We start from the raw sequence: 26,411 nt of genomic DNA, 5'->3' as shown, positions 1-26,411 counted from the left end.
TTTCAGACAAGCGGTGCAGAAATTGCCAGCCGTTCCGCAGGGCTTTTTTCCTGTTATTAATGAAAAACTGGGCATGATAATGATCAGAGCAGCAGCAAACATTAATACGAAAAAGGAGAAGGGCATCATGAATTGGATATACTTCGCGAAATTGTTCAGGACAAGATTTCAAGCGGGTTGTCTGGCTAAAAGACTTGAACAGGACGGCTGGATCTACGGCTATCATGATCCGCGTTTTGTGGAAATTTACCGTTCGCGCAAGGGCCGCTACGGTGTGCGTTTTCTGCCATAAACAAATTAACCAAATTCATCCTTGACTTTATCTATGCTTATATTGTATATTATCTATTGTCGCTGTTTGAATATGATTACTGACGCGGGGTGGAGCAGCCCGGTAGCTCGTCGGGCTCATAACCCGAAGGCCGCAGGTTCAAATCCTGCCCCCGCAACCAATTTTATTTCATCAGACAGCACTTGTATAATACGGATATCCTAGTCCGGGCCCTTAGCTCAGTTGGTTAGAGCGGTCGGCTCATAACCGATTGGTCACAGGTTCGAGTCCTGTAGGGCCCACTTCACTAAAACCCTTACCCTGTAAGGGTTTTTTGCTATGTTGGGGAGTGCAAATGATTGGAAGAGGACGAGCTATGAAATTGTGAAAATAAGAATTGGTCACATTTTGGTCACGGTGTCGATTCATTTAATAGGTTTTTGGCTCATTTGCATTTTTGAATCAATCAAGTCAGCAGCATCTCGCTGCATATCGGGGAGTAAATGAGAATATCTATCAAGATAAATTTGTACGCTACTGTGACCAAGACGTTCAGCGCCGATTTTTGCATTTATCCCATTATTCAATAGCATGGATGCATGTGAATGTCTAAGGTCATGGAACCGGATTTTGGGTAGCTCTGACTTTCCGGTTAAGAATGCGAACGTTTCTGTAACACGTCGAGGCTTAATCGGTTCACCATTAGCATAGCAGCATACTAGATCATGATCTTTATAGTTCTCTATCCCAATGTTTTGCTTATTATCTTCAATAATTTGTAGACGATGCTTTAGGTCAGTGATAAGCATATTACCAATAGGAATTCTGCGGGCTGAGCTTGATGTCTTGGTATCTTGGATGATAATGCCTTTGGATGGAGTCCAATTGACTGTTTGCTGGATCATCAAACTCTTCGCTTCAAAATCTATGTCACTCCATCTCAAACCCAGTACTTCACCTTTGCGCATTCCCGTGTGAATGGCTAGAGAAAAAACAATATAATGAACATGTCCTTCGGCGGTTTCAAGAAAATGCAAGCATTGTTCCATAGTCCAAGTTTTCATTTCTTTCCTACGCAGTTTTGGTGCTTCCACTTTATCAATAGGGTTAGAGACAAGCATTTCCCACTTCACGGCCTGACCAAAAGCTTTACGCAATATAGCATGGACGTGACGAACGTAATCCGAAGAATATTTCTCTAATAATCCATTGTAAAATCTGTTTATGGTCAAGGGCTTGATTTGCTGCAATTTTTGCCGACCAATAACGGGCACAATGCGACTTCTAATAATGGATTCTTCGACATCGTAAACCGTGGATTTATACTTCTGAAGGGCATAATCTTTTAACCATATATCAAAAAAATCAGCAATGGTAAGATTGATTTCAGAAACATAGTCCCCTTTGTCAACACTGGCAAGAAGAGCTATCAATGCACGATCTGCTTCTTTTTGTGTTGCAAAGCCTCCTTTCTTTTTTTGAATTCTCTTTCCAGTCCCCTGATCCGGTGGTAGATCAACAACATAAGTCCAGGTCTTCCCTCGTTTGAATACTTTCCCTTTCATAATTACCTCCTAGAATTAACGAAAATTTCAGATACTTCCTATATTCATCACTCCCTTCAAAATTTTAAAAATTCAAAGCGTCGTCTATTGCCTCCATCGTTAAATACAACCGTGTTGACAGTTTGCCATATCGCCATGCTACACGCGATAGGTTAATGGCAATAAAGCCTTTGCGATCTGGCAGGATAGAGAGATCTCCAGAAAGTATAGTTGCTGAATCATGAGACATGTATGAGGGCATATCGCAGCTTTCATAATTGCCATCAACCTCGATTTCTAACTGGTTGTCCCAGTCAAAGCCATAGGGCTGTTCGATGATCAGCGTATCCGGCCGGGAGCAATCGCCATCCCAATTGTAATAAGCACGAATAAGTAGGTTGGTGCGATTAGCGGTGTAGCTTTCTGGGGAGTCACGAATGATTTCATGAGTCGCAGCAGCTGATTCAATAGCGGATAAAAATTCTCCTTGCCTAATTCGATCTTCAATTTGTTCATAGCGTTTTTTTGCAAAATTTAACGGGACATTGAATTCCCGGGATATGTACCCTATCGCTTCACTTCTCACGGATGACAAACTTAACCTTTCTAGCATAAAGAAAGGGATTGCGGCGTAAAAAACAAAACGATCCGCTTCACTTTCCTGCGCTTTAGTAAATAGCTCGGGCATTATTGTCTGATTTCCAGCATGGCGGAGCATATGACATAGCTCATGAAGGAATTCAAGACGCTGTTGATCTTCTGCAAGACGGTTATCTAGGAATATGGTGTACACGCCAGGGGAAACTTCAATTCCTTTGCTTTTTTTATTATGGTAATGGACCCACACATTGAATTTTGCTGCCAATGATTCAACAGATAAATGCGCAGGTTTGGTAATCCTATGCATTTTGTACAATTCGTTTATCTTTTGTTCGAGTGGGGGGGTCTTGTAATTCATAATCATGTTGTTCACCTCTAAATGGGATCGTATGTTCTTATTAAGACTAAAAAGAAAAGCCATTTCTGGCTAGTAGTATCCAATCAGCTCTCGCCTTGGATATCACCAGGCTTTCGGCCTTTTTCCTTTTCCTGCAGTATTCTAAAAATTTCTCGCATTTCTTCCCGGCGTTCTTCGGGTGCAGATAGATAGTCACGGAAAAATATTCCATGTTCGGGATTGTTAATAAATTCTTCGTAAGTAAGTGATTTTTCTTCATTATCCTCACTTGAAGTATTGCCCTCTGGTGCGAAACCGGCCAACAGTAACAGTTCATTGATATTAGAACCTTCAAGTGCGTTAGCGATGTTGATAATTTTGTCTCTTGAGGCTTGATATCTATTATTTTCTATTGAACTGATGAAAGAATAACTGACCTTTGATTTCTTTTCGAGATCTCTTAAAGATAAATCGTTTTTTAAGCGAAGCTCTTTAATTTTCTTCCCAAGCAGAAGAGTGTTTTTCATTTATCATCACCTAATCAGATATTAAACGTTTTGTAATACAAAACACAACACATAACCAAAAGATGTTCTTAATTTCAAAACATGTGTTGACAAACAAAACACTTAGGATTATTATTTGTTTAGAAATACAAAACAGATGGCGAGGTGATGCACATGAGTAAGGTATTAGGCAACAATATCGCGCTAATCCGTAAGGAATCGAAGATAACACAACAAGAACTGGCCGATTCTATAGGAATGGAGCGTACATCTTTGTCACAAATAGAGACTGGAGCATATAACCCTAGTGCTGAAACTATGAAAAAAATATCCGATGCTCTAAAGCGTCCGTTAGGAGATATTTTTTTTAATCCTGATGTGTTGAAATTCGAAACAAAATTACTTCCTCTAAGAATTGAACAATCATTAGCTAATGAGGTGGTCTGATCATGGCAAAGGCATTAAAAACACCTTTAACATTCGCAGAAGCCCTTCGCTTGGCTGCTGATTTGGCAGAACAGAATGAAAAGCTAGAACGTCAACTCGCAGAACTTCGGCTGAATGGGGAATATCCTGAAGTGCTTCGACCAGCACATATTCAGAAACTCCTTAGGCTCAGCCCTCCGAAGGTAAATGAGCTTACCAATCATCCGACATTCCCACACTTAAATCGCAACCGCCGAAAGGGCGAGGCCGTTACCGTCCTTAAATCTGATCTTTACCAATGGCTTAAGACCGAGAGATATGAGTAAGAAAAAGCCGCCGTACAATGCGGCGGCCGGGAATGGTGGGCAAGGGGAGTTGCTTGAATTAATCATACATCACGCCTCTGTCCAAAAGCATTCCCTATATTTGGACAAATACAGGAGGAATTGATATGGCAATTGGACAATTTCCTGGAGCGCTAAAGGAAGTTATGCAGCGCAAGGGTGTGACGTTGGCTAAAGCTGGTCAAGCCGCACATGTAGACGGGTCACAGATCGGCAAGATTGTTAATGGTAGCCGTAAAGCATCCAAACAGGTGATGCAGGCAGCAGCGACTTATTATGATGATGCTCAATTATTATTGGCTGCGGCAGCTGAGGTAACCGGGGGCGCTTCGGTCCCCTGGCTCAATAACGCTGATCTTCATCCAAGTTCTACACATATCAAAACTATTGAAGAGATTCAGGAAGCATTGCAGGCGCTGCTTACCCTGCCGATCACAAAGAGCCTTGAACAATTAAAGGCTGGTGACAGGGATGTTATCAAAAACGGCATCATGGAGCAGCTTGAGGCAATAACGGCACTTACTCATAATGCCGCCGCCCTGTGCCGCAAGTATGAATTTTCGTACATAGCGCTTTGGTCAGAGCATCGCGCCGAATTAAAGCTTAAAAATTACATGAAATGAGGTAGTGGGATGGAAAGAGCAGTAATGATTGCTGAAGCCATTGAGGCCGGGAAAATTGCTAAGCACAATTTAAAGGTAATTCGGGAAAATCCAGAGGCAGTAAAGCACGGAGAATTCCGTTCCATTGAAGACTATCTAATGATGCTCATTCGCGTAGCAGAAAATGAAAAAGCCCGCCTGGCAGGGCGGACTCCGTTGAGAACCCATCTAAAGAGCCTCGTTGTGTCCATTTTAACCGTAGATCGTGCCGAGCGCAAGAGGGCCGCTCAGCCAGAGGAGGGATATCATGCCACTTCATTTTACTCCAGATGAACTGATTGCGATTCAACTTGCTCTCGTAGATAAGCTAACAACATTAGAAGAGCGTCTTAAAACCTACGAATTGAAGAAACGCCCAGGTTATCACACTAAAGCATTGATCGGAAGCACCATGAGGGCTTTAGACAAAATCAACCGTTTGCCGCCTGATGAGGCCTGAGGGATACAGGCCGAAACCCCGCAAGGGGTCGCGGATATCCGCCGCAGCTGCATCGCGCAGCGTCGAACCTTAGAAGTAACCTTCCTCCGGTTTGGCGTTGCACGATGCAGCTGACGCAATAATCTTATGAAAGGGGAATGGCATTATGATACCTGAACATTTATTTCAGGATCGTTACTGGCGGGGGCTGCTTCATATTTTCACGAATCATAACAAGCTTAAGCAATTCTTATCGAATCCAGATTTTTTTGATTTTGAAGAACTGTCTTTACATGTGGAAGCTTTGCTGAAAGCATCTAAGGGTTGGAGTCCATGCGAAAAATTCATGTTGGAAGTTGCCCTACATCTTTTTAACGGTATCAACAAAATTGATCTTTCACAGGCTGACCGCTTAGACAACAAGAGCACTGAAATCCTGCGTGAAGCCTTGCTGCTTCGCCTCGATAGGTAAAGGGGCGCAATATGCTTGTATTCAAAGGTGACACGGTGCGGACAAGCTGCGGCCTGTATGGTGAGGTACTGGATACATGGGGCATCGCCCGCCCCTGGGCAAAGCTCCGAAAGGAAGACGGCGAATTAGCGTTCTTTCTCCGCACGAATGTAACGGAGATTGTGAAACGCCCGCCAGTTAAGAAGGGCAAACGATGATGATACAGCAGAGGTGAGCTTATGCCAGCAGATAGCTTTCCTTTTCCGATCTTCTCCGGGCTGTTTTCACCGCAGCATTACGACAATATAGGCAGCGCGATATGGCTATTTGCTTGGTGCATCAGCTCCACGACTAAGGAAGTCGAAGAGGACGGAACTGTCTGGGGGCTTGTCCTTGGCGGCAAGCCGATGAAGCTTTCTGAAATCGGTGGAATCTTCGGGGTTGCCGACAAGAGCATCAGCAGATGGATAAGTGACCTGCAGGAGCACGGTTACCTCCATATCACCAGAGCGCCCCGGGGTTTGATCATAAGGGTTAGAAAGTCAAAGAAAGGCCTGCTGAAGCGATCAGACAAAAATGTCCCTTCATCTAACAATGATCAGACAATATTGTCCGATCAGTGCGGCAGTGATCAGACACAATTGTCTGATCAGGATGATAGAGATCAGACATATTTGTCCGTTCACATGGATGGTGATCAGACATTTTTGTCCGTTCAGAATGATAGTGATCAGACACATATGTCCGATCACAGCCCGGATTTGGGTAGTGATCAGACAAAAATGTCCGATGCAAAAGATATTATTATTACTACTACTATTATTAACTTAGAAAAAGAGTGGTGGGAAGAAGAGCCAAACCAAACCCCGCCAGAAAATGACATGTTCGTCCTGATGAAAGCTTACTGCGTTTTACACGGCCGATCAGATATACATGTTTCCCCGAAAGAACGCGATGCCATGGGTAAGATGGTCACCGGAGGGATTCCAGTCCCTTTTACCATCCGAACTATGGAAACCATGTACAGGGAGAAACAGGAGCGTGAGGGCGAAGACTTTGAACCGGCTAACAGCTTCGCTTATTACACAGGCGGCATTAAGAAAGCCTGGAAGAATACCCAAACTGTCAGCAAGACTGACGGCAAGCCTGGAAGTAAGCCAGGAGCTAAGGCAGCTCCATCAGAGCCGCCGCGCAAAACGAAGCAGCAGCAGGAAATGGAAGACCTGCAACGTCGCATGAAGGAGGCCGAAGACCTTGAAAAGAGCGCAAGTGATACAACTCCTGATAGAACTCAAACGGGAGTATACGCACCAGATAGACACCAGCGACCAGGAAGTTACCCGGCTTTACGAAGCGCTGAAAGACTTCCCGTTTGATAAAGCCATCGAAAACGTCCGGCATCATATTTTAACAAATTCATGGGCACCCAAAATCGCCCAGATACGTGCTGGGCACGGTGATATGACTGAGGATATGCGAAGCAAAATAGAGGCCGCGCATGTACTGGCTGAGAGACAAAATAATCGCGCAGAAGTGGCGCTGCCGCCTGCGGGCTGGAAGGAGGCACTATATGCAAAGCTTGGAAGAGATTCGAGAATTACCGAATAGCCCGGCTGCGGAAGCTGCGGTTCTGGGGGCGGTCCTCATGGACAAAACGGGGGATGCGGTAGAGTTGGCGTCCGCTCTTCAGCCTGAATCATTCTTAAACCCTGTGCATCAGGAGATATTCCGGTCCATCGTCACTTTACATCGGGGCGGTGATCCTATTGAATTTCCGGCGATGGCGAATGAGTTGCAGAGCCGAAAGCAATTGGACAAGATTGGCGGGACAAGCTATTTACTCAAACTGGCTCATTCGGTGCCGTCGGCGGCAGAGATTGGGTATTACATCGGTATCCTGGAGGACAAGCACACGCTGCGCAAGGCGATCTATGCCGCCGAACGCCAGATGCGGCAGGCGTATGAAAGCGACGACGCCGGACTTGTGGTTAGTACCATGCTCAACGAAGCGTCGGCCTTATCAGATCAGGCTTCATCCGACGATGATTTCCAGCCCATCAATAAGGTGATGATGCAGGTCATTGATACGACGGAGGAACGTTGTACAAACGTCAAAAATGGCATTACAACGGGACTTTATTCCGGGTACACCGATTTAGATGCTATGCTTGCAGGCTTCCAAAACGGCGATTTCATTGTTGTTGCAGCCCGTCCTTCTGTTGGGAAAACAGCATTCGCCCTGAACATCGCGCAGAATGTCGCAGTCCGAACGAAGAAGACGGTTGCTATCTTCAGCTTGGAAATGTCCGCGCCTCAACTAGTGCAGCGCATGATAAGCGCTGAGGGTAATCTGGATTCCAATGCCATGCGGACCGGGGAAATGAAAGGGCATGACTGGGACAAAATGGCCGGGGCTGTTTCCATTCTAGGTGGGGCAAACATCTTCATCGCTGATCCGGCTGTAATCACTGTTCAGGAGATACGCGCGCGCTGCCGTCGCCTAAAGAAGAGTCAGGGCCTGGGTATGATAGTGATTGATTATCTGCAATTGATTCAAGGCCGGGGCAAGTCGGGGGAGAACCGTCAACAAGAGGTTTCCGAAATATCCCGTACCCTGAAGCAGATTGCTCGGGAACTTGACGTTCCTGTCATTGCCTTGTCCCAGCTCAGCCGGGGCGTTGAGCAGCGCCAGGACAAACGACCGATGATGAGCGATCTTCGGGAATCGGGAGCCATAGAACAGGATGCGGATGTTGTGGCCTTCCTTTACCGGGACGATTATTACAACCAGGATTCCGAGAAAAAGAACATTATCGAAATCATCATTGCCAAACAGCGAAACGGCCCGGTGGGCACGGTGGAACTGGTATTCCTGAAGCAATTCAATAAATTTGTTAATTATGAGAGGGCGCACAGCGCATGATGCTGCGTCGTGACGATAGAGTCAGGTCTTAATGAACAATTAACTTTTAAGGGGATGAAATGTATGGATTCCGCAATTAGAAAAATTCAAAAAGCTCTTAAGTTGGCAGACGATAATTCAAATGCAGAGGAAGCACAGAATGCAATCTTACTTGCTCAGCGTTTAATGGCTAAACATGGTTTGACGGCTTCGGATATTGGGTCTCCTGAACAAAAACAACCGGAAGCGCTAGAAGGTAAAATTCGCAAAAGCAGAATTGAGTGGTGGCATCGCAAACTTCTGGGAGTTGTGGCTGATAATTTTCGATGCTACTCATTTTTTGCAAAGGGTTCATACATTGGGTTTCTTGGGCTACCCGAAGATGTTGAAATTGCCAAAGAAGTATATGTCTTTGCTGAAGATGCTATCCGGCATCATTCAAGTGAATACCTGAAGACGCGCAACTATTACTTTGGTTCACGGCGACAGACCAATATGTTGAAGAATGATTATATCACCGGATTTATTCAGGGATTGCGTGAAAAGTTCAAGGAACAGGTAGAGGTGGAATGCTTATCTTTGGTGCTGGTGAAGCATGATGCAGTAGTTGAGTACTACGACAAAGCGAAATGGAAAACTGGTAAACCAACTAACATGTCCACATTGGGTGACGGTGCTGCTCGGGCGCAAGGGTACAAGGATGGGAAAAATTTTAATAATCCTGTTGGGAAGATGATCGGATAGCAGTGGACGAATACGGTTCACCAGGGAGGAGACGGGGCAGAAGTGATAAATCAAATTATTCATGGAGATTGCTTAGAGGTAATGAAATCAATTCCTGAAAAGTCGATAGATATGATTCTCTGTGATTTACCCTACGGGACCACACAAAACCAGTGGGACAGCATCATTCCTTTAAATGAGCTTTGGGAGCATTACCGGCGAATTATCAAGGATAACGGTGCTATAGTGCTGACCGCACAAACACCATTTGATAAAGTGCTGGGATATAGCAATCTCAAATGGTTGCGCTATGAATGGATCTGGGAAAAATCAGCAGCTACGGGCCATCTGAATGCTAAGAAAATGCCGATGAAGGCACATGAGAACGTACTGGTATTTTACAAAAATCTACCTACGTACAATCCTCAAAAGACCGGAGGTCATAGGCCCGTCAATAGCTACACAAAACATCAGCATGATGGCAGCAATTACGGCGCAACATCTATCGGCATAAGTGGCGGAGGCAGCACTGAGCGATACCCGAGAAGTGTGCAGCCCTTTGCGACTGACAAGCAAAAAGAGTCGCTTCATCCTACTCAGAAGCCTATTGGGCTGTTTGAATATCTTATCCGGACCTACACGAATGAAGGCGATCTTGTCCTGGATAACTGCATCGGAAGTGGTACAACAGCTGCGGCTGCAATTTCACTAAATCGTAATTTTATTGGTATCGAGAAAGAAATAGAGTACGTCAACATTGCAAGGGAAAGAATCGACCGCGTTCAGGCGCAACTCTGCTGAACAGTCCGAAGAAACAGTTCAACGGAAAGGGGCTATGTGATATGGAAGGACTGGTCATTAAACCGAAATGGGCGGAGTTGATTCTCTCCGGTTCCAAGACCTGGGAGATAAGAGGGAGCCGGACGAATAAGCGCGGAACAATCGGGATTATCAAGAGTGGCAGTGGGCTTATATATGGAACCGTGAATCTCGTGGGGTATCTGCCGCTAACTATGCATGCTTGGGATTCAAATAAGGACAAGCATCTTGTGCCATTCGCAGATATTAATTACAAGACCCCGTATGCGTGGGTATTGCAAAATCCAATTGTATACCCTGAACCGATTCCCTACAACCACCCACAGGGAGCAGTGATTTGGGTAAAGTTGCCGGAGGGAGGTAGCTATGAGCACCTTATCCCCAATTCATCCACAGGCCATGAACATGATTAACAAGGCTCTTGGTCAGGTAGTCCGAAGAGGCAGGAAAGCCGAACGCATGCAGCTTTATGTATGCCCTCGATCCGAACTGGCTCAGCATCAATTAATCAACACGGCATTTGGAAATTTGCGGATCTGTACAAGTGAGTACCTGTCAAAAGGCTATTCTTATATAAGAGAAGATTTGATCGCCGAAGAGATAGGTTTTGCCTGGGTCTCCTATCCAAAAACGGCGAATATTACAGAGAATCGAAGAAAGGAGGCATGAGGGTGATCATCAAGACAGTGAAAAACGTCAATTCACCGGCTGGGTGCATCGTATCCGGAGTTTCATTCCGGGCGCAGCGCGATCACAACGGCTTTAAAATCACTTTCGGTGAATTCAAAGACCAATATATTACGAATGATGCAGCAATCATAATTAGCGATTTAGTGTTAGACCAAGGCGGAAAGATTCCGAGGGGCCAAAAATATGCCTAATGAACATGAAAAGACTCCCTAATCCTTGGCGGGGGCTGGGAGTCAATAAACGGTAAATTATACCTCAAACCCATTATATCATAAAGGGGCGAGGGGAATGGCAATGGTATTGGAACAAGGGGAATTGTTTCCAAGTGCGACCGAATTTGATATCGAAATTACAAAAGTTTTGCTTCGCAAATATCCCAAAATGGCAATCACCGTCAATGGATTAAAGTTAAGAGGTTCGCTTTCCCCTAAAGAGAAATCTACACTTAAAAAGTGGGACCCCATAATTGAAAATATTGAGTTGGCGATTAATGCCATTTTGGACTTAGAAATTAAAGAGATCATGGAATACCGGTTCATTGACCGAAACCCACGAAAAGCAGCATTAATAAAATGGTCCATTTTCTCGGAGAGGTCATTTGATAGGAAGATCCAGGAAGGGACAGAATCAGTAGCCGGTACCCTTAAAATGCTCGGCATTATCTAAAACGTGTCTGTAATCTGTCTGTAAAGCGTCTGTTTTAGGTCAGTTTAACGTCAGCAAAGCGTCTGTATTTTGGATTTACAGTAGGGACATAGGACGGAAACATCGTCCGGGTGTCCCTGCTACCCCTTATCCCAGCAGGACTCGGCCATGCTGAATCAGTGATGAAGCCATTTGCGGAACAGAGCGCAAGGGTGGAACTGTAGCACAAGTAGCAAGTAGGTGTTCGCGGCGGTATGGTGCGGGGGAATGAGGGTTCATTATCACTCTCAAAGGCGCTCCACCCGGGCGCGATAGGCGCATAGGGGATATGTTACGGCATTGCCGTCCGTCACCATGCAAATACGGGATTATGTGCAATGTGAACATTCGAAGTCGCCCTATCACAGGGCGGCTTTTTATATTGGGGGAAAAGCAATGAAAGAGATAAGGAGGCTTAGAGAACCGCCAGAACCGAAGCAGCCGGTTAATTGCAAGGGTTGTATCTGGGGGAAGTGGGAAGCAGCTGCTCAGTTCTGTTCCAAACCGTCAGGCTGTATTAAGGTGGACGGTGAGAGCAAATGAACTTTGTTCAGCCGATTCGCGATCAAGAGACGATTGATAATATCAAGGGATTCTTTCGGAAGGAATTTGGCAAACAGGGTGAACGAAATTGCATGATGTTTGTTTTGGGCATTAACACGGGGTTACGGATTCAGGATATTTTGAAGTTCCGCAAACGGGATGTTATCGGGGAACAGATCGTTATGAACGAAATGAAGACCGGAAAAAGGAAGATTATTCAGATCAACCCAACCCTTAAGCGTGAACTTAAAAAGTATACGGCTGACATGGACATGGATGATTACTTGTTCCCTTCTCGGCAAGGTGGGAAGAATAGACCCATCAAGCGCGATATGGCGTACAAGATCATGCGAAAGGCAGCGGATGAATTTGACCTTGTGGACATCGGTACTCACACCTTGCGGAAGACGTTCGGCTATCATATGTATCAAAAGACGAAGGACATTACGCTTGTGAAACGTCTTCTGAACCATTCGAATGAGAGTATCACCATGGGTTACATTGGTATGGATCAAGATATGATGAACACGGCTATGAATCGTTTTGGCCTATAAGTTATTCATATTTAGCGAGTGTATAACTGATGCTGGAGAGGTGTTCAGAAACCCTTATGTATCAAGGGATAGCAGCCGCCCATCGAGTTATGCAGAATAATAAGATATGAGGAACTGACTTTCTATGCAATTCATGCAGTTTGGGCATTGTTTTTATGTATTTATTGATTTAATAGCAGCAGAAAGAAGCCTTTATTTATAAGGGCTTTTTTTCTTTGTTGGTGTAAAATCATCGTTGAATATTTATACAATGGGTGTCTGGGAGGTCGAATTTGGTGTCGTTGTGGATTTATTGGCTTTTGTTAAACGCTGCATTTGTGCTGATGATGTACCAATCAGACAGGAAGAGGTGATTACAATGGTAGAGCTCAAGGGAACTATTCAGGTGGATGTATTGAACATGCAGCCAGTTCAAAATGTAATCGAGATTATGCAGGAAGTCGTGAACGATGATCACATCCCTGTTGATATCCGCAAGGAGTATCAAGAACGTTTTGATGCGATTAAGTGGGAAATTCCTTCGCTGGACGATATTGAACAAGACTTTAAATCCACTGCCGCCCGGATGCAAAAGGATAGGGAACAAATGTACAACAGAAATTGGCGGCTTATAGGCAGGATAGGAACGAGTAATGCCGAGCAAGCCTAAGCGACCGTGCGGAAAGACAGGCTGCAGAGAGCTAACGGACAAGGGATACTGTGACAATCACCGCAAGGAGAAAGACAGGCGACGAGGGACTTCAGCCAGCCGAGGTTATGGTCACAAGTGGAGAAAAGAACGGTTGGAGTACCTGGAGAATAACCCTGTCTGCGTCATGTGCTTGGCTGCCGGAACGGTAGAAGCAGCTACTGTCGTCGATCATATCATTCCGCACAAGGGTGACGACAAGCTGTTCTGGCGCCGGAGTAACTGGCAGCCGTTGTGTGCTTCCTGTCATGGAGAGAAGACAGTTAAAGAAGACGGCGGATTTGGAAGGCAGTAAAAGAAGAACAGCCCCCAACGTTCGGGAGCTGTTCTTTGGTCCCATTACAGGAACCATTGCGCGACCAGTATCAGGATAGTCCTAATGACGGCCGGGGAGATTTTAATATGGATCTCCATAACCAACCTCCCTTAGGTTCGGCAGGAGTACGGCACTGCGCCGCGCCGACCAGCTGTATGTGGCTTACTTATTATACCAGATTGAATAGAGAATGAATCTATTTTTTTATCAGACCCCGGGGGGGCCTGGAAAACTTTTAAAAATGAAATGGAATAGACCGCATCGGACTCTCGTATTAATTTTTTTCGTTTTTTGAAACTTTTTAGAAATTGGAGGTGCGCCCTCATGGCAGGGAGAAACGCCAAGCCGGTTGCTCTGCACATTGCAGAGGGCAACCCTAATCGTTTGACCAAGGAGGAAATTAAACAGCGGACAGAGTCTGAATTGAAGCTTGGAAAAAATGATTTGAAAAAATTAAAAAAGCCAAAGTACATTTCTCAAGATAAAGTTGCGAATAAACTTTGGGGCGAATTGATTAAAGAGTACCAAGAGTCCGCTAATCAGGGAGTTTCATTATTAAGCAGTACGGATGTGGGGACATTTGCTCTTTACTGTAAGACCTACAGCGAATATGAGAACCTTTTGGACCAATATCAAAAGCTGGAGAACATCGTCATTGACGAGCACATCTTGGATGAATATATCGGAGAAGCGGAAAAGGCGTTGGACGTCAATTTAAAGGCGCTTCAATATCTTTCGCAATTAGCCAGCCTGGAAGGGATTCTAAAGGTGGAAACGGCCATCAATAAAAAGGTGGATATGCTGCTGAAATTGCAAGACCGATTATTCCTTAATCCGCTGGCTAAAGTGAAGAACGTAACCATTCCCAAAAAAGAGGACAAGAAGTCCGCGATGGCCCAATTCATGAACCGGAGAGCTGGCGGCAGCCATGGCACATGATAAACAGCGGGCGCTTGAACCCATTGAGTTCATTCAGATGCTGCATGCGGTTGATGATTTTTATGGACAGCCGTTTATCCTGCTGGACTGGCAGCATGAAATTCTTTGGAATGTGTATGGGACTGTAACGGAGCGGGGATATCGACAATACAAATATGCTTATCTGGAAGTCCCAAAGAAGAACGGGAAAACCAGCCTGATTGCTGCCGTAGGTTTGTATCATTTGGTCTGCGATCCACCGGGTGGGCAAATATACTGCTGCGCGGCAGATAAGGAACAGGCGAAGCTCGTTTATAAAGCCGCCGCCGCCATGATTGAACAGGAGCCGGAATTTGAAGGCATCCTAAAGGTGCTGGACAGCTCCAAGGAAATAAAAAATCTGCTTACTGGCACAGTCATGAAAGTGTTGTCGGCGGAAGCGTACACGAAGCACGGCATTAACCCAACGGTTGTTATCTTCGATGAGCTGCACGCTCAGCCAAACCGCGATTTGTGGGATGTTATGACCTTTGGTTCAGGAGCTGCGCGTAAAGAACCATTGTGGTGGGTGATTACCACGGCCGGGGATGATCCAGATCGGGGCTCTATCGGCTGGGAACAGCATGAATATGCCAAGCAGATCCGCGACGGGGTGAAGATTGACCCATCATGGTACGTCAAAATATATGGCATTCCAGAAGATGGAGAAGACGAAAACGGCCAGGAGATTGATATTTACGATGAAGATCTATGGTACCAGGTGAATCCAAGCCTTGGGCATACCATAGACATAGATGCTGTAAGGCAGGAGGCGCTAACCGCTCGGAACAAGGAGTCGGCGGAGCGCCTTTTTCGTTGGCTGCGACTTAATCAATGGATCAGCCTGAAGCGGACCGGCTGGCAGCCCCTGACCTTGTGGGACAAGACGGTGGGCAAGTGGGGATTATCGGAGCTGGTGGGCAAACGCTGCTATCCGGGCGTTGACTTATCCAGCACCACGGATATTACGGCAGCCTGCTACCTGTTTCCACCACAGGAAGGAATTCCAGACTGGCGGGTGATTTTTGATGCTTGGATTCCGGAAGATAACATGCGGGAGCGGGTCAAGCGGGATAAGGTTCCATATGATCGCTGGGTTGATCAGAAATTTATGCTCACTACGCCCGGGGATGTGGTGGATTATGACTTTGTGGAAGCCCGGTTACTGGCATCCAACAAGCAATATGACATCCACACGCTCGGAACGGACCCATGGAATAGCCGAATGCTCACTCAGCACTTAATGCGGGAAGGCATGGAGGTTGTAGAAATCGCCCAGGACATGAAGAATATGAGCCCTGCCATGAAGATGATTGAGCAGCTGATGAAGCGCGGCCTGATGAGTCATGAAATCAATCCTGTAGCCCGCTGGTGCTGGGGGAATATCGTCGTTGCTGTGGACGGTAACGAGAACGTGAAGCCCATGAAAAATAAGTCGAAGGAACGCATTGATTTAATTGTCGCCATGATTAACGCCATGGCTACAGCCATGATGTTTGAAGAGATCAATCCTAACGTGGATGAGTTTGCCGAAGATGATTTCTTGAAAAAATTATGGGGCTGACATTCTGAAGGGAGGGGGTGCATGTGTGAGACAGAATTTGTTAACCCGAATGTTTGGCTTTGGCCGGGATGAAGTGGAAACACGCAGTCATGAGGTGGGTCTGAATGACCGTAAGTTTCTGGAATGGTTGGGGCTGGATATCGGGCCCGGTGAAGTCAACATCAAGGGGTGGAATGCCCTGAAGGTAGACACGGTGTATGCCTGTATCAAGGTTCTATCGGATGCGATATCTAAGCTGCCGCTAAAGGTGTACCAGGAGGATGAATCCGGGATTACCAGGGCAGCTAAACATTACTTGTACCGGCTGCTCAAGCTGAGGCCGAACCCGTATATGTCTGCCGCCGATTTTTGGAAGGCGATAGAAGCCAGCCGAGCCATGGGGAATGCGTATGCGTCCATCGAATTTGATAAGCGCACCGGTAGAGTAATTGGGCTGTGGCCGATGGATTCCAGCAAAGTCCGGGTGATTGTGGATGATGCCGGGATCTTACCGGACCCCACACTGCGCATTGTTTCCAGCCAGACGCGATTATGGTACGAGGTGGACATAGGCAACGGGCAAAAGCGCAAGCTGCTGCCGGAAGAGGTGCTGCATTTTAAAGGGAGTATTACTCTGGACGGCTTAATCGGCGTGCATACCATGGATTACTTGCGGACGTCTGCCGAGAATGCGGCTTCTGCAGGTAAATTCATCAACAACTTTTATAAGCAGGGGCTTCAGGTCAAGGGTTTGGTTCAATATACCGGTACGCTGGATGATGGAGCCAAAAAGGTATTCAAGGATAATTTTGAAAGCATGACATCCGGACTTAAGAACAGTCACCGGGTCGCTATGATGCCTTACGGCTATCAATTTACGCCGATAGCCATCAGCATGGCCGATGCGCAGTTCCTCCAGAATACGGAACTGACCTTTCGGCAGATAGCCAATGCCTTCGGCGTCAAAATGCACCAGCTGAACGACTTAGCGAAGGCCACGTACAGCAACGTGGAGCAGCAGCAGCTTGCGTTCTACAGTGATACCCAGCAATCCATTCTTACCACCTATGAACAGGAGCTTTCTTACAAACTGTTCATCGATTCGGAGCTGGACGACGGGTATTATTGCAAATTCAATGTGGATTCTATTTTGCGTGCTGACCTGAAAACCCGGTATGAAGCCCATGCCAAAGGGATTTCGGGCGGATTTCTCACGCCCAATGAGGCGCGGGCAGCGGAAGACAAGCCGCCAATGCCGGGCGGGGATCAGCTGGTGTTCAATGGAAATGTCATACCGCTGACCATGGCAGGCCAGCAATACGTGAAGGGGGGTGAAGAAACTGAGCCAGAAGAAGACGAACCCGACTCCGACGAAGGAGAAGAGGGCAATGCCGGTAACACTGGAGATCCGGGAGACGGAAGCGACGGAAGGGGAAAAGAGTAAGCGAACCATCACCGGCGCGATTAAGTATGACACTGACAGTGAGGAAATGCGGGATTGGTATGGTGATACTTTTGTCGAGCAGATTGCATCCGGTGCGTTCGATGAAAGCCTAGCTGCGCGTGGGGTAGTTAGCCTATGGTCGCATGATACATCTCAGGTGCTCGGTAATACCAAGAGCGGTACGTTGCGGCTGATAAGCGACACTAAGGAGTTGCGTTTTGAGTGCGACCTGCCGGACACCACATCCGGTAATGATGCTTTTGCCATTATCCAACGTGGGGATGTGGACGGTGTATCCTTTGGGATGCGGGTTACCAAGGAGAAATGGGCATCCGAAACCCGAGAGGATAAAAGCAAGCTCTACAAACGGTCCATCCTGAACGCAGAGCTATACGAGATATCCCCGGTTGCCTTCCCGGCCTATCCGGCAAATGAGGTTTCCGCCCGTAGCCTGGAGGATTACAAAGCCAGTGAACAGCGTGCCGCCGACCAATTGTTAAAACAGAAAATTTCGATTGAACTGGAGCTGATTTGATCGGCTCTTTTTGTTTTGCCAAAAACCATTATACGGAGGGTTACAACCTATGAATAAAGAATTGCGTGAGCTGCTGGCGAAGTTGGAGCAGCGTAAAACGGAAGTGCGCTCTTTCCTGGCGCAGGATAAGACGAAGGAAGCGGAGGATTTAATGAATGAAGTCCGTTCCTTGCAGGCGAAGGTGAAGATGCTGCAGGAGCTAGAGAATGAGGAACGCGATACCTTGGGCGGCGGTGAAGAACTTGGCGGCCGTAATACAGATCTGGAGAAGCGCGAGGATACCGAACTGGAGAAGGAGTATCAAGGTATCTTCTTGCGCGGCCTGCGGCGCCAAGGCGTGACGGCGGACATGCGCAGCGTTGTGAAAGAGTATGAGCGCCGTGCTGTAATGAACGAAGGGGAAACCAACCCTGCAATCCCTGCAGGGGATTCTCATTTGCTGGTTCCAAAGGACATTCAAACCCAAATCTTCACCTTTATGCGTAGCCTGGATGATTTGTCCCAATACGTAGATGTCATTAATGTAACTACCCTGTCCGGTACTCGTGTAATGGAGAAGATCCAAACGATGATTCCGTTCCCGGTCATTGACGAATACGCACCAATCTTGGAAACCGATAATCCAAGTTTTCAGGATATTTCCTATAAAGTTCGTAAACGCGGTGGCGTTCTCCCTTTGACTAATGAACTGTTAGCCGACAGCGATCAAAATTTGATCGCCTATATTACGGATTGGATCGGTAGAAAGGCGGTAGTTACTCGCAATACGTTAATAACTACCTTGGTAAATACATTGCCAAAAGTGGAATTGGCTTCCTTCGGGGACGTTAAACGCGTGCTTAATGTAGATTTAGATCCTGCAATCAGTCAAACATCAGTGATTATGACCAACCAGGACGGCTACAACTGGTTGGATCAATTGGTAGATAGCCAAGGGCGCCCACTATTGCAACCTGACATTACATCCCCTACGGGAATGGTTTATAAAGGACGACGGATTGTCGTGGTTGCGAATCGCTATTTACCAAGCGACGCCGTAAATGGAAAAGCGCCTATCATCATCGGGAACCTTAAACAACTGATTAAGCTCTTCTCTCGCAAATTCTTCGAGTTGGCTAGCACTAAAGAGGGTGGCGACGCCTGGAGACGGGACACTACGGAGTTCCGGACGATCATGCGGGATGATATCAAGATTTGGGACCCGGGCGCGGCTGTTTTCGGCCAATTGGATATTTCGGACGAAGTATAGGGGCAACTCGCCCCTTTTTTAAACCCATGGCCGGATGATCCGGCAGAAGGAGGCCATTCATGGCTAAAACAGTAGAAATGTATGAGGTTTTGAAGGTGTTCCGGGATAAGGAGACCCAAAAACGCTACATTGTGGGCGCTTCGTACCCCGGAAAGGACCCGGAACGTATCACGGAGCTGCAGGAAGCGGGCTATTTGGCAGCTGAACCGCAGGCACAGGATGCCCCGAAATCCGGCGAAAAGAAGGAGAAAGAGCCAGATGTGCAGACGCCAGACAAGGGAAAAGCGGACGAGGTGACGCCGGATGCTGACGACGCTGGCAAAAGCTAGGCTGCTGGGCATTGATCCGACGGGCGACCTGCAAGATGTAGAGCTGACGGCGCTGCTTACCGTGGCTTCCGCCGCGATTGAAGAGAAATGCCGCCGGGCCTTCAAGCTCCAGGAGTACACCGGGCGGGTGAACGGGATGAGCGGGCAGTATTTGTATCTGCCTAACTATCCGGTTCATTCTATATCCGTGTATCACAAGCCGGAGCACCCGTTCACGGATGTGGAGACACTTGATAACGGTGTGTTCTTCCGGCGCTGCGGCTGGCCGGGTGGGGAGCGCGGGCTGTCGGTGACCTACACCGCCGGTTACGTCCTGCCGGAAGATGCCACGGAAGAAAACCCGTCCACCCTTCCGGAAACGCTGGAATATGCTTGCGTACTGATGGCAAAACATCTGCAGCGGGAGCCGGGCATTGCTTCGGAGCGGGTTGGGGATATATCGGTTGCGTATGCGGCAGCAGAAGCGGACATGCCTCTGGCGGTCAAGTCTCTGATAGCCCCGCATATCCGGCCAGAACTGTGAGGTGAACCTATGGCAAGTTCAAGAGCACGGGCGCGGCGGGTCGGTGTCCAGGTCAGCGGCGAAGATAACTTGCAGCAGCTGGCCGAAATGCTGCGGCCACTTGCGGGACAGAAGGTCCGCATTGGTATGCAAGGGGACGCAGAGCTGGCTATGATTGCAGGCGTCCACGAATATGGCAGCATCAAAATGAACATTCCAGCCCGGTCTTTCATCGGCACGGGCAAGAAGAAGGGGCAAGCCGCCATCGGCAAGCTGGTCCGCGCCGGAGTGACAGAAATCGCCCACGGGCGCAAGTCGGTGGATTCCCTGTTCACTGAGATAGGCGAGACGGGTCTTGACCGGATGAAGAAGAACTTTGAACGGATCAAGCAGCCGCCATTGTCTGCCCGGTATGCAGCCCATAAGACTGGCCCCCGGAAACTGCTGCAGCGCGAAGAAGAATTGCACGACTCCCTGACCTATGACATTGTACCGAAGGGGGAATAGGGATGCGGAGCTTTAGGTTTGGTGGTGTGGTCCGCAAATACTTCGTGCCTTATGTGCTGGTTCGTGCGGGCGGCGGTGATTATGACGAGGATGGCGTATGGAGAGACGTTCCGGCGGAGCGGGTTCCCCTTCGCGGTAGCGTACAGCCTCTCAGCGCCCGCCTAAAGGCAGCGGAGGGCGGGAACTACACAGAGTCAGACCGGATGTTATACACGCTCAGTACCCACAGTACAGTCGATGTCATTGAGCACCAAGGCATTCAATACCGCGTGGCCGAGGAAACCGAGCGGGAATACAGCGACATTAATCAGTATTTGCTCAGGAAGGTGGTCGCCAATGCTCCCGTTTAAAGCGATTCGGTCAGCAATAGCCCGCGGCCTTAAAGGGGCTCTGAATATTCCGGTTATTGAAATGAATGGCGGCGGCAAGATTCCTGCCGGGAGTTTCTTTACCTATGATTTTCCGGACGGTTTCGGCGGGGCAACGGGGCAACCGGTGATTACACAGCAAAATAGCGAAGAGCACAGGCGGGAGACGGTGACATTTACCGTCTCTTTTAATTCGTATGCGGATCTGTCAGAAGACAGCATAGAAAACGCTATGCGCGCCCGTGACTGGTTCAAGGTGACGGGCCGGGAACTGCTGAAAGACACGCTGGACGTTATTGTGATCGAGATCGGGGAAATCCAGAACCGGGATATTAACATCGGTGAAGAGTGGGAGCGGCGGCAGGGTTTTGACGTTGAATTCAGAGCAACGGATCTTGTGATTACCAACCTGTCCGGCTGGATCGAGACAGCACCAATACAAAGGAGTGATTATGTTGAGCATTAGTGACGTTACAGTAACCATTGCCGTGCTTAAGCCGACGCCTATCCTGGGCGGATTCGGTAAGCCCTTGATTCTCGGGGCCAGCGTGGCAGGTAAGGATTATAAGAATTATGCGGATATCGACGCGGTGAAGGTAGACTATGCCGCCAACACGGAGGAATACAAGGCAGCTGCCGCATTATTCGCTCAGAAAAATCCGCCAGCAGAGATTGCGATTATTTCCCGCAAGACTGGAGCAAGCCCCGTGACGCTGGCGGATCTGCTGCCGACACTATTTCTCAAGGATTGGCACTTCCTTGTTACGACCACAACCACGGTAGAAGACTTGATTTTGATTGCTGATGCGGTGGAAGCGGACAAGTCCCGGTACTTTTTGTTCCGGACCAGCAGCAAAGCCGACTTAGCAACGATCAAGGCTAAAAATTATGACCGCACGGCACCGATGTATCACACGACCGTCACGAACTATCCTGATGCGGCATGGGTGGGCGCTGTCGGCAGCCTGCCGGTGGGATCGGTGGATTGGAAGGGCTGGACGCTGGTTGGCATTGCGCCGTTAGACATTGACGCCACGGAGCTGAATGCCATTCACGCGCTGGGTGCTAATACCTACGTCACCAAAGCGGGGACGAATGTCACCAGTGACGGGCGGTCCGTCAGCGGGGAGTTCATCGACTTTATCCACTCTCAGGACTACATTGTGTACTCCATTCAATATGCGGTGCAGGACCTGTTCAATCAGGCGCAGGCTGCCTTGAGTAAAATCCCGTATGATAACCGGGGGATTGCACAGATCGAGAGCGCGGTGCGGACGGTGCTGCAGCGAGCTTTCCTGCAGGGGATGATTGCCGCGAATGAGGATAACGTGCCGTTGTACAATACGACGTTCCCGCCAAGATCCCAGGTGGACCCGGCGCAGGTCGCCGCCCGTAACTATCCGGATGGGCAATTTGATTTTGTTATTGCTGGATCGATTCAGCAAGCCGCCATTCGCGGCACGATTAAATTCGTATAGGAGGGGTTAAGAGTGGCTGAACCAAAAACATATGATCCGATGGACGTCACCACCATTGTGGGTGGCGTCTTTTTGACGGGGTACGGCGAGGATTTGGTATCTGTCGTCAAGGATGAAGAACAGTTTACAGTGGCTGTAGGTGCTCAGGGGGATGTAACCCGCAGCAAGGTGAACAATCCTTTGGGAACGATCACCGTCACACTGCAGCGCACCAGTCCACAAGTACCATACCTGGACGGTTTGGCGAATAGCGGGAAATTGGTTCCCGTTTCCGTCGTCTATGCTGGAACACCGAAGGAAACCAATACATCCACACAGGCGTATCTCAAAAAGCCTGCGGACCGGGAGTATGGGGCTGAAGCTGGCGACAAAACGTATGAGTTCCAATGCCTTGATTTGTCTATGAACTAATCATCCAAAATTCGAGAGGGGTAATTCAATTGTCAAATTTCAAACAGAAAACTGTAACCACAAAATCGGGAAAGACGTATACCTTGCAATTCCCGGGAGTGCGCGCGGTCACCAAAATTACGGATCGCATTAAAAACAAACACGGAATTCCGTCCGATGAACGGTTAGCCGAAGAGATGCTTGCGCATGTTGTGGTAGAGCCGAAGCTGAAGCTTGATGATTTCGAATCATTTGCTGAATTGACTGAGATCATTGGGAAATCGTATGCCTTCATCACTGGGCAAGACGATGCCGACGAGCTAGAAGACGATGCCGAGGATCAGTAAGAGCGAAGCCAAACGCCGCGCGATTGAAAATTGGAGCCAGTGGCGTTTGCTGCTATCGGACATGGGGATTACGTATTCCGATTTGCTGATCATGGATGATGAGGATCTTGCAGAGGCAAACGCGGCTTTGGATATCCATATCAAGCAGCAAAAGGATTTGAATAAGAGCAAGTAACGGGCGTCCCTTTGGGGCGTCTATTTTTGTTGCTGGAAAGGAGTGAGCGAATGGCAGGCGGCATTATAGGATCACTTATGTACGCGGTGGGGTTTAAATTCAACTCCAGCGGATTGGATGAGGCAGATTCTAAAGTTGGCCTTTTGACCAAAAGCGTGATTGGACTCGGGGCAGCTGGCGGCACGGCATTAATTGGACTTGGAGCGGCCGCTCTGTCGGCGGCAAGTAATTTTGAAAACGCAATGTCCAATGTGCAAATGACGACCGGAGAAACGACCGAACAAATGGAAGCTACTCGGGAAATCGCTAAGAATCTGTACAATCAGAATTTTGGTGAGGATTGGGACGACCTGGGCGGCTCTATCGCGGCAGTAGCCAAGGCAACAGGGCTTACAGGCGATGCGCTAGAGTCGGCATCCCGCGAAGCGATGCTGTACTCGGGGCAATTTGACGGGGACGTTACGGAGTCTATTGCTGGGGTATCTGTTGCCATGAAAAACTTTGGAGTGACCAGTACCGAAGCGTTTAACCTGCTGACCCAAGGCCAGGAGAACGGCACAAACACACAGGGCGACATGCTTGACTCCATCAACGAGTATTCTCAGGCGTTTGCAAGTATGGGCTTCACAATGGAAGACACCATGGGATACCTTACAAATGGCTTAGCAGCCGGAGCGAGAAATACAGACCTTCTCGGGGACGCCATGAATGAATTTTCCATCCTGTCCATTGAGGCGGGAGGGACGGCGGAAGCATCCTTCCAAGCATTGGGCTTAGATGCCAATAAGATGATGAAGACCTTTTCCAGCGGTGGGCCAGCGGCAAAGGCTGCATTTAAAGATATCGTATCCATGATTTCAGACATCGAGGACCCGGTGCAACAAAATACTGTCGGTATCGGACTGTTTGGGACAATGTTCGAGGAGCTTGGCGTGAAAGCCTTCAGTGCCTTGGACGATGTGAATACTAGCTTTGATCAAAGCAAGGACTCAGCGGCTAATCTCAACAATGGTTTTACGAGCATCGGTGAATCGTTGCAATACTTCAAGCGGCATGTGGAGACAGGGATATTGATCCCGATTGGGCAAAAGCTGCTGCCGTATCTGAGCATGTTGGGGGCGTGGATTGCCAGCCATCAGCCGCAAATTGCCGCCTTCGGGGATCTGATCGGCACTGTCCTGGGAATGGCTATTGAAAAGGTGAGCGGCTGGGTGCAGACATTAATACCCTATTTGCAGGAATTTGGTGCTCAGGCTGCGGCTCTTTGGCCGGACATCCAAAACATAGCCGGGCAGATTTACGAGGTCGGTAAAGCGATTGTGGAGTGGGAGCCATTCATTCCGATTGTCTCCGGCATTGCAGCAGCATTGTTGACCTACAAAACGATTATGTTCACGGTGTCCACGGCAACCAAGATTGCGGGATTAGCTACGCAAACCTGGGGCGGGATCACGAAGGCATTCACGGCCGTGCAGACAGCGTTTAATGCGGTCCTTGCCATGAACCCGATTATGCTTGTCGTCTTGGCGCTGGTTGGGCTGGGTGTGGCCCTGGTGGTCGCCTACAAGCGTTCCGATAAGTTCCGGGCCTTCATGGATAAGATGTGGGCGGGGATCAAGACGGCGACGATGGCCACTTTGAATTTCTTCAGGGTTACGATTCCGAAGTACTTTATGATCGCCTTCAATGCAGTCACTTCATTCGTTAAAAAATGGGGGATCACGATTCTGGCCGTCTTGGGTGGACCGTTTACTATGATTGCTCTCCTGGTGTATAAAAATTGGGACAAGATCAGAGCAACCACAGTGTCCATGCTTACAGCGGTGCGGGACAAAGTCCGGGAGATTTGGAACAAGATCACCGACACCATATCCGGCGCGGTAACAAACGTCAGGGGCGTGATTAAGGGGGCCTGGAACAAGGTATTTGATACCACCAACTCCCTCATGACGAAGGTTTGGAATAAGATCACCGGCATATGGGACCAGATTGTCAGTGGGATCAAGGTTAAAGGCGTGAGTCTTTTAACGGCAGTTACTGACCTGTGGGGCAATGTGACGGGGTTCTTTGATGGGATCAACCTTTTCGACATTGGCGAAAACATTATTCAGGGATTAATTAATGGTGTCAGCTCTATGACTTCAACTCTCATTTCTAAAGTTGAATCTATGGGGAAAGATTTTATGAGTTCCGTAAAAAGAACATTTGGATTTAAGGCTACTGCGAATGTTTCTGTAGATACTGATGCGGTTTTAGGTGCAAAACCGGATGGGAGTCATGCCAAGGGGCTTTCGTATGTTCCATGGGATGGATATATCGGAGAACTACACAAAGGGGAACGCGTCCTAACTGCAAAGGAAAACGAAGAGTATTCCAGGTACACGCCTGAGAATGCTCCAGCGCGAACCACTAACAACACGAGCAAAGCAGAAGTGAATCCGGTGATTCATATCAATATACAGGGACAAGCGGATAATCAGACAATTGCCAGCTTGCGGGCGGCGATCCGTGAAGAAATGCAAGATATACTGGAATCCGCATCCCGAATTATGGGAGGGGAACTGAGTGGCGCTAATTGATGGGAAATACATCACGGTAGAAGAAGAGTCTCCAGATTTCCCGGTTGTCGCCACGGAGCAGCCCGTGGAGAAAGGTATTTCCCTGGTGGACCATGTACAGGCGCAGGCCCGCACCATATCCCTGTCGGGTGTGATTTCAGGTCCGGACGCTGCGAAAACCCGGGCCTATCTCATCACGGCCAAGGATAAAGGCCAGATTGTGAAGTATGTCGGACGAAATGCGTTTACTGGCATTATCACCGGATTTTCAACGCCGACAAGTTACAAAACGGCGGACGGCATGACCTTTACGATGGAACTGCGCGAGATACGGATTGCTACATCTTCCTATGTCGATACGCTGCCGCCTCCCATTAAGGCGCAGGCTGCACCGATTGTAAACAGTGGCACCAAGCAGACCAAGGATAAATCCAGCACTGGCAAGCCTAAAGATGGCGCTGCCGCCAAGGATAAGGACAAGGATAAGGTCGAAAAGGTCAAATTCAAGTCCGGCAGCAAGTGGGGGACAGGTAACATCAAATGAGGTGAGT

Annotated in this window: 38 protein-coding genes and 2 tRNA genes; 37 read left to right on the top strand and 3 right to left on the bottom strand. The window is 48.1% G+C overall.

Annotated elements, in window-relative coordinates:
- The first annotated feature begins 127 nt into the window (after positions 1-127).
- From NSU01_RS26635 to NSU01_RS26625, 3 genes are all read left to right on the top strand, one after another.
- Complete coding sequence (locus tag NSU01_RS26635; protein WP_019909365.1) at positions 128-292, top strand: hypothetical protein; 165 nt, start codon at positions 128-130, stop codon at positions 290-292.
- Positions 293-375: 83 nt separating this feature from the next.
- Positions 376-452 (top strand) — tRNA-Met (locus tag NSU01_RS26630).
- Between the two features lie 47 nt (positions 453-499).
- Positions 500-573: transfer RNA gene (locus NSU01_RS26625), tRNA-Ile, on the top strand.
- A gap of 123 nt (positions 574-696) precedes the next feature.
- Here NSU01_RS26625 and NSU01_RS26620 read toward each other — a convergent pair.
- From NSU01_RS26620 to NSU01_RS26610, 3 genes are all read right to left on the bottom strand, one after another.
- Positions 697-1,836 carry a site-specific integrase gene (locus tag NSU01_RS26620; RefSeq protein ID WP_076244002.1) on the bottom strand — a complete coding sequence of 380 codons (1,140 nt, stop codon included), beginning with the start codon at positions 1,834-1,836 and terminating at the stop codon, positions 697-699.
- Between the two features lie 64 nt (positions 1,837-1,900).
- A complete protein-coding gene (locus NSU01_RS26615) occupies positions 1,901-2,779 on the bottom strand; it encodes an ImmA/IrrE family metallo-endopeptidase (RefSeq protein WP_076243999.1) in 879 nt (292 codons plus the stop codon).
- A 77-nt stretch (positions 2,780-2,856) separates the two neighbouring features.
- Positions 2,857-3,279, bottom strand: a complete 423-nt coding sequence (locus NSU01_RS26610; protein WP_076243996.1) for a helix-turn-helix transcriptional regulator — start codon at positions 3,277-3,279, stop codon at positions 2,857-2,859.
- Positions 3,280-3,432: 153 nt separating this feature from the next.
- On the opposite strand from NSU01_RS26610, the gene NSU01_RS26605 reads away from it, so the two are divergent.
- From NSU01_RS26605 to NSU01_RS26440, 34 genes are all read left to right on the top strand, one after another.
- Positions 3,433-3,705: a helix-turn-helix transcriptional regulator gene (locus NSU01_RS26605; RefSeq protein WP_144026080.1), complete on the top strand. Its 273-nt coding sequence runs from the start codon at positions 3,433-3,435 to the stop codon at positions 3,703-3,705.
- A gap of 2 nt (positions 3,706-3,707) precedes the next feature.
- Positions 3,708-4,010 (top strand): hypothetical protein, encoded by a 303-nt coding sequence (locus tag NSU01_RS26600; protein ID WP_042139361.1) that lies wholly within the window; start codon positions 3,708-3,710, stop codon positions 4,008-4,010.
- A 125-nt stretch (positions 4,011-4,135) separates the two neighbouring features.
- Positions 4,136-4,651 (top strand): helix-turn-helix transcriptional regulator, encoded by a 516-nt coding sequence (locus tag NSU01_RS26595; RefSeq protein ID WP_076243994.1) that lies wholly within the window; start codon positions 4,136-4,138, stop codon positions 4,649-4,651.
- Positions 4,652-4,660: 9 nt separating this feature from the next.
- Positions 4,661-4,963 (top strand): hypothetical protein, encoded by a 303-nt coding sequence (locus tag NSU01_RS26590; protein WP_076243992.1) that lies wholly within the window; start codon positions 4,661-4,663, stop codon positions 4,961-4,963.
- Positions 4,938-5,129, top strand: a complete 192-nt coding sequence (locus tag NSU01_RS26585) for a hypothetical protein (protein ID WP_076243990.1) — start codon at positions 4,938-4,940, stop codon at positions 5,127-5,129. The genes NSU01_RS26590 and NSU01_RS26585 overlap by 26 nt, the downstream gene beginning before the upstream one ends.
- A 145-nt stretch (positions 5,130-5,274) precedes the next feature.
- Positions 5,275-5,580, top strand: coding sequence for a hypothetical protein (locus NSU01_RS26580; protein WP_042132766.1), 306 nt, complete (start codon positions 5,275-5,277; stop codon positions 5,578-5,580).
- Between the two features lie 11 nt (positions 5,581-5,591).
- Positions 5,592-5,777 carry a hypothetical protein gene (locus tag NSU01_RS26575; RefSeq protein WP_076243987.1) on the top strand — a complete coding sequence of 62 codons (186 nt, stop codon included), beginning with the start codon at positions 5,592-5,594 and terminating at the stop codon, positions 5,775-5,777.
- A gap of 21 nt (positions 5,778-5,798) precedes the next feature.
- Positions 5,799-6,935 (top strand): hypothetical protein, encoded by a 1,137-nt coding sequence (locus NSU01_RS26570; RefSeq protein ID WP_076243985.1) that lies wholly within the window; start codon positions 5,799-5,801, stop codon positions 6,933-6,935.
- 194 nt (positions 6,936-7,129) lie between these two features.
- Entirely contained in the window at positions 7,130-8,482 is a 1,353-nt protein-coding gene (gene dnaB, locus NSU01_RS26565) for a replicative DNA helicase (protein WP_076243982.1), read from the top strand.
- A gap of 63 nt (positions 8,483-8,545) precedes the next feature.
- Positions 8,546-9,205, top strand: coding sequence for a DUF2786 domain-containing protein (locus NSU01_RS26560; RefSeq protein WP_179093513.1), 660 nt, complete (start codon positions 8,546-8,548; stop codon positions 9,203-9,205).
- 42 nt (positions 9,206-9,247) lie between these two features.
- Entirely contained in the window at positions 9,248-9,985 is a 738-nt protein-coding gene (locus NSU01_RS26555; RefSeq protein ID WP_256703855.1) for a site-specific DNA-methyltransferase, read from the top strand.
- A gap of 41 nt (positions 9,986-10,026) precedes the next feature.
- Positions 10,027-10,416 carry an ASCH domain-containing protein gene (locus tag NSU01_RS26550; RefSeq protein ID WP_083705511.1) on the top strand — a complete coding sequence of 130 codons (390 nt, stop codon included), beginning with the start codon at positions 10,027-10,029 and terminating at the stop codon, positions 10,414-10,416.
- Positions 10,370-10,672: a hypothetical protein gene (locus NSU01_RS26545; protein ID WP_144026079.1), complete on the top strand. Its 303-nt coding sequence runs from the start codon at positions 10,370-10,372 to the stop codon at positions 10,670-10,672. Before NSU01_RS26550 ends, NSU01_RS26545 begins: the two co-directional genes overlap by 47 nt.
- A gap of 2 nt (positions 10,673-10,674) precedes the next feature.
- Positions 10,675-10,884: a hypothetical protein gene (locus tag NSU01_RS26540; RefSeq protein ID WP_076243977.1), complete on the top strand. Its 210-nt coding sequence runs from the start codon at positions 10,675-10,677 to the stop codon at positions 10,882-10,884.
- 97 nt (positions 10,885-10,981) lie between these two features.
- The gene (locus NSU01_RS26535; protein ID WP_076243974.1) at positions 10,982-11,359 is read left to right on the top strand and encodes a hypothetical protein; all 378 of its coding nucleotides are present in this window, start codon (positions 10,982-10,984) and stop codon (positions 11,357-11,359) included.
- 557 nt (positions 11,360-11,916) lie between these two features.
- Entirely contained in the window at positions 11,917-12,474 is a 558-nt protein-coding gene (locus tag NSU01_RS26530) for a site-specific integrase (protein WP_076243972.1), read from the top strand.
- Between the two features lie 235 nt (positions 12,475-12,709).
- A complete protein-coding gene (locus NSU01_RS26525; RefSeq protein WP_144026078.1) occupies positions 12,710-13,123 on the top strand; it encodes a hypothetical protein in 414 nt (137 codons plus the stop codon).
- Between the two features lie 133 nt (positions 13,124-13,256).
- Positions 13,257-13,457, top strand: a complete 201-nt coding sequence (locus NSU01_RS26520; RefSeq protein ID WP_305954200.1) for an HNH endonuclease signature motif containing protein — start codon at positions 13,257-13,259, stop codon at positions 13,455-13,457.
- 345 nt (positions 13,458-13,802) lie between these two features.
- The gene (locus NSU01_RS26515; protein ID WP_076243964.1) at positions 13,803-14,417 is read left to right on the top strand and encodes a P27 family phage terminase small subunit; all 615 of its coding nucleotides are present in this window, start codon (positions 13,803-13,805) and stop codon (positions 14,415-14,417) included.
- Positions 14,407-15,999: a terminase TerL endonuclease subunit gene (locus tag NSU01_RS26510; RefSeq protein ID WP_076243961.1), complete on the top strand. Its 1,593-nt coding sequence runs from the start codon at positions 14,407-14,409 to the stop codon at positions 15,997-15,999. Before NSU01_RS26515 ends, NSU01_RS26510 begins: the two co-directional genes overlap by 11 nt.
- Before the next feature lie 49 nt (positions 16,000-16,048).
- The gene (locus NSU01_RS26505; protein WP_076243958.1) at positions 16,049-17,422 is read left to right on the top strand and encodes a phage portal protein; all 1,374 of its coding nucleotides are present in this window, start codon (positions 16,049-16,051) and stop codon (positions 17,420-17,422) included.
- Complete coding sequence (locus NSU01_RS26500) at positions 17,367-17,957, top strand: HK97 family phage prohead protease (RefSeq protein ID WP_076243955.1); 591 nt, start codon at positions 17,367-17,369, stop codon at positions 17,955-17,957. Before NSU01_RS26505 ends, NSU01_RS26500 begins: the two co-directional genes overlap by 56 nt.
- A gap of 49 nt (positions 17,958-18,006) precedes the next feature.
- A complete protein-coding gene (locus NSU01_RS26495; protein WP_076243952.1) occupies positions 18,007-19,206 on the top strand; it encodes a phage major capsid protein in 1,200 nt (399 codons plus the stop codon).
- Between the two features lie 59 nt (positions 19,207-19,265).
- A complete protein-coding gene (locus NSU01_RS26490; protein ID WP_076243949.1) occupies positions 19,266-19,535 on the top strand; it encodes a hypothetical protein in 270 nt (89 codons plus the stop codon).
- Positions 19,510-20,058 (top strand): hypothetical protein, encoded by a 549-nt coding sequence (locus NSU01_RS26485; RefSeq protein ID WP_076243947.1) that lies wholly within the window; start codon positions 19,510-19,512, stop codon positions 20,056-20,058. Before NSU01_RS26490 ends, NSU01_RS26485 begins: the two co-directional genes overlap by 26 nt.
- 9 nt (positions 20,059-20,067) lie before the next feature.
- Positions 20,068-20,544, top strand: coding sequence for a hypothetical protein (locus tag NSU01_RS26480; RefSeq protein ID WP_076243944.1), 477 nt, complete (start codon positions 20,068-20,070; stop codon positions 20,542-20,544).
- Between the two features lie 2 nt (positions 20,545-20,546).
- Positions 20,547-20,894 (top strand): hypothetical protein, encoded by a 348-nt coding sequence (locus tag NSU01_RS26475; RefSeq protein ID WP_076243942.1) that lies wholly within the window; start codon positions 20,547-20,549, stop codon positions 20,892-20,894.
- Positions 20,881-21,378 carry a hypothetical protein gene (locus NSU01_RS26470; protein ID WP_076243939.1) on the top strand — a complete coding sequence of 166 codons (498 nt, stop codon included), beginning with the start codon at positions 20,881-20,883 and terminating at the stop codon, positions 21,376-21,378. Before NSU01_RS26475 ends, NSU01_RS26470 begins: the two co-directional genes overlap by 14 nt.
- Positions 21,365-22,390: a DUF3383 family protein gene (locus NSU01_RS26465; protein ID WP_076243936.1), complete on the top strand. Its 1,026-nt coding sequence runs from the start codon at positions 21,365-21,367 to the stop codon at positions 22,388-22,390. The genes NSU01_RS26470 and NSU01_RS26465 overlap by 14 nt, the downstream gene beginning before the upstream one ends.
- Positions 22,391-22,402: 12 nt before the next feature.
- The gene (locus tag NSU01_RS26460) at positions 22,403-22,801 is read left to right on the top strand and encodes a phage protein (RefSeq protein ID WP_083705510.1); all 399 of its coding nucleotides are present in this window, start codon (positions 22,403-22,405) and stop codon (positions 22,799-22,801) included.
- A gap of 29 nt (positions 22,802-22,830) precedes the next feature.
- Positions 22,831-23,127, top strand: a complete 297-nt coding sequence (locus NSU01_RS26455; protein WP_076243933.1) for a hypothetical protein — start codon at positions 22,831-22,833, stop codon at positions 23,125-23,127.
- The gene (locus tag NSU01_RS26450; protein ID WP_144026077.1) at positions 23,111-23,302 is read left to right on the top strand and encodes a hypothetical protein; all 192 of its coding nucleotides are present in this window, start codon (positions 23,111-23,113) and stop codon (positions 23,300-23,302) included. The genes NSU01_RS26455 and NSU01_RS26450 overlap by 17 nt, the downstream gene beginning before the upstream one ends.
- Positions 23,303-23,352: 50 nt before the next feature.
- A complete protein-coding gene (locus NSU01_RS26445; protein WP_076243930.1) occupies positions 23,353-25,881 on the top strand; it encodes a phage tail tape measure protein in 2,529 nt (842 codons plus the stop codon).
- Complete coding sequence (locus tag NSU01_RS26440) at positions 25,868-26,404, top strand: phage baseplate protein (protein WP_076243927.1); 537 nt, start codon at positions 25,868-25,870, stop codon at positions 26,402-26,404. Before NSU01_RS26445 ends, NSU01_RS26440 begins: the two co-directional genes overlap by 14 nt.
- Positions 26,405-26,411: the final 7 nt, after the last annotated feature.

This window comes from Paenibacillus sp. FSL H8-0259 (assembly GCF_037963255.1).
GTDB classification, from domain to species: Bacteria; Bacillota; Bacilli; order Paenibacillales; family Paenibacillaceae; genus Paenibacillus_AQ; species Paenibacillus_AQ phytohabitans.
This window is presented reverse-complemented; position numbering and strand designations above follow the sequence as displayed.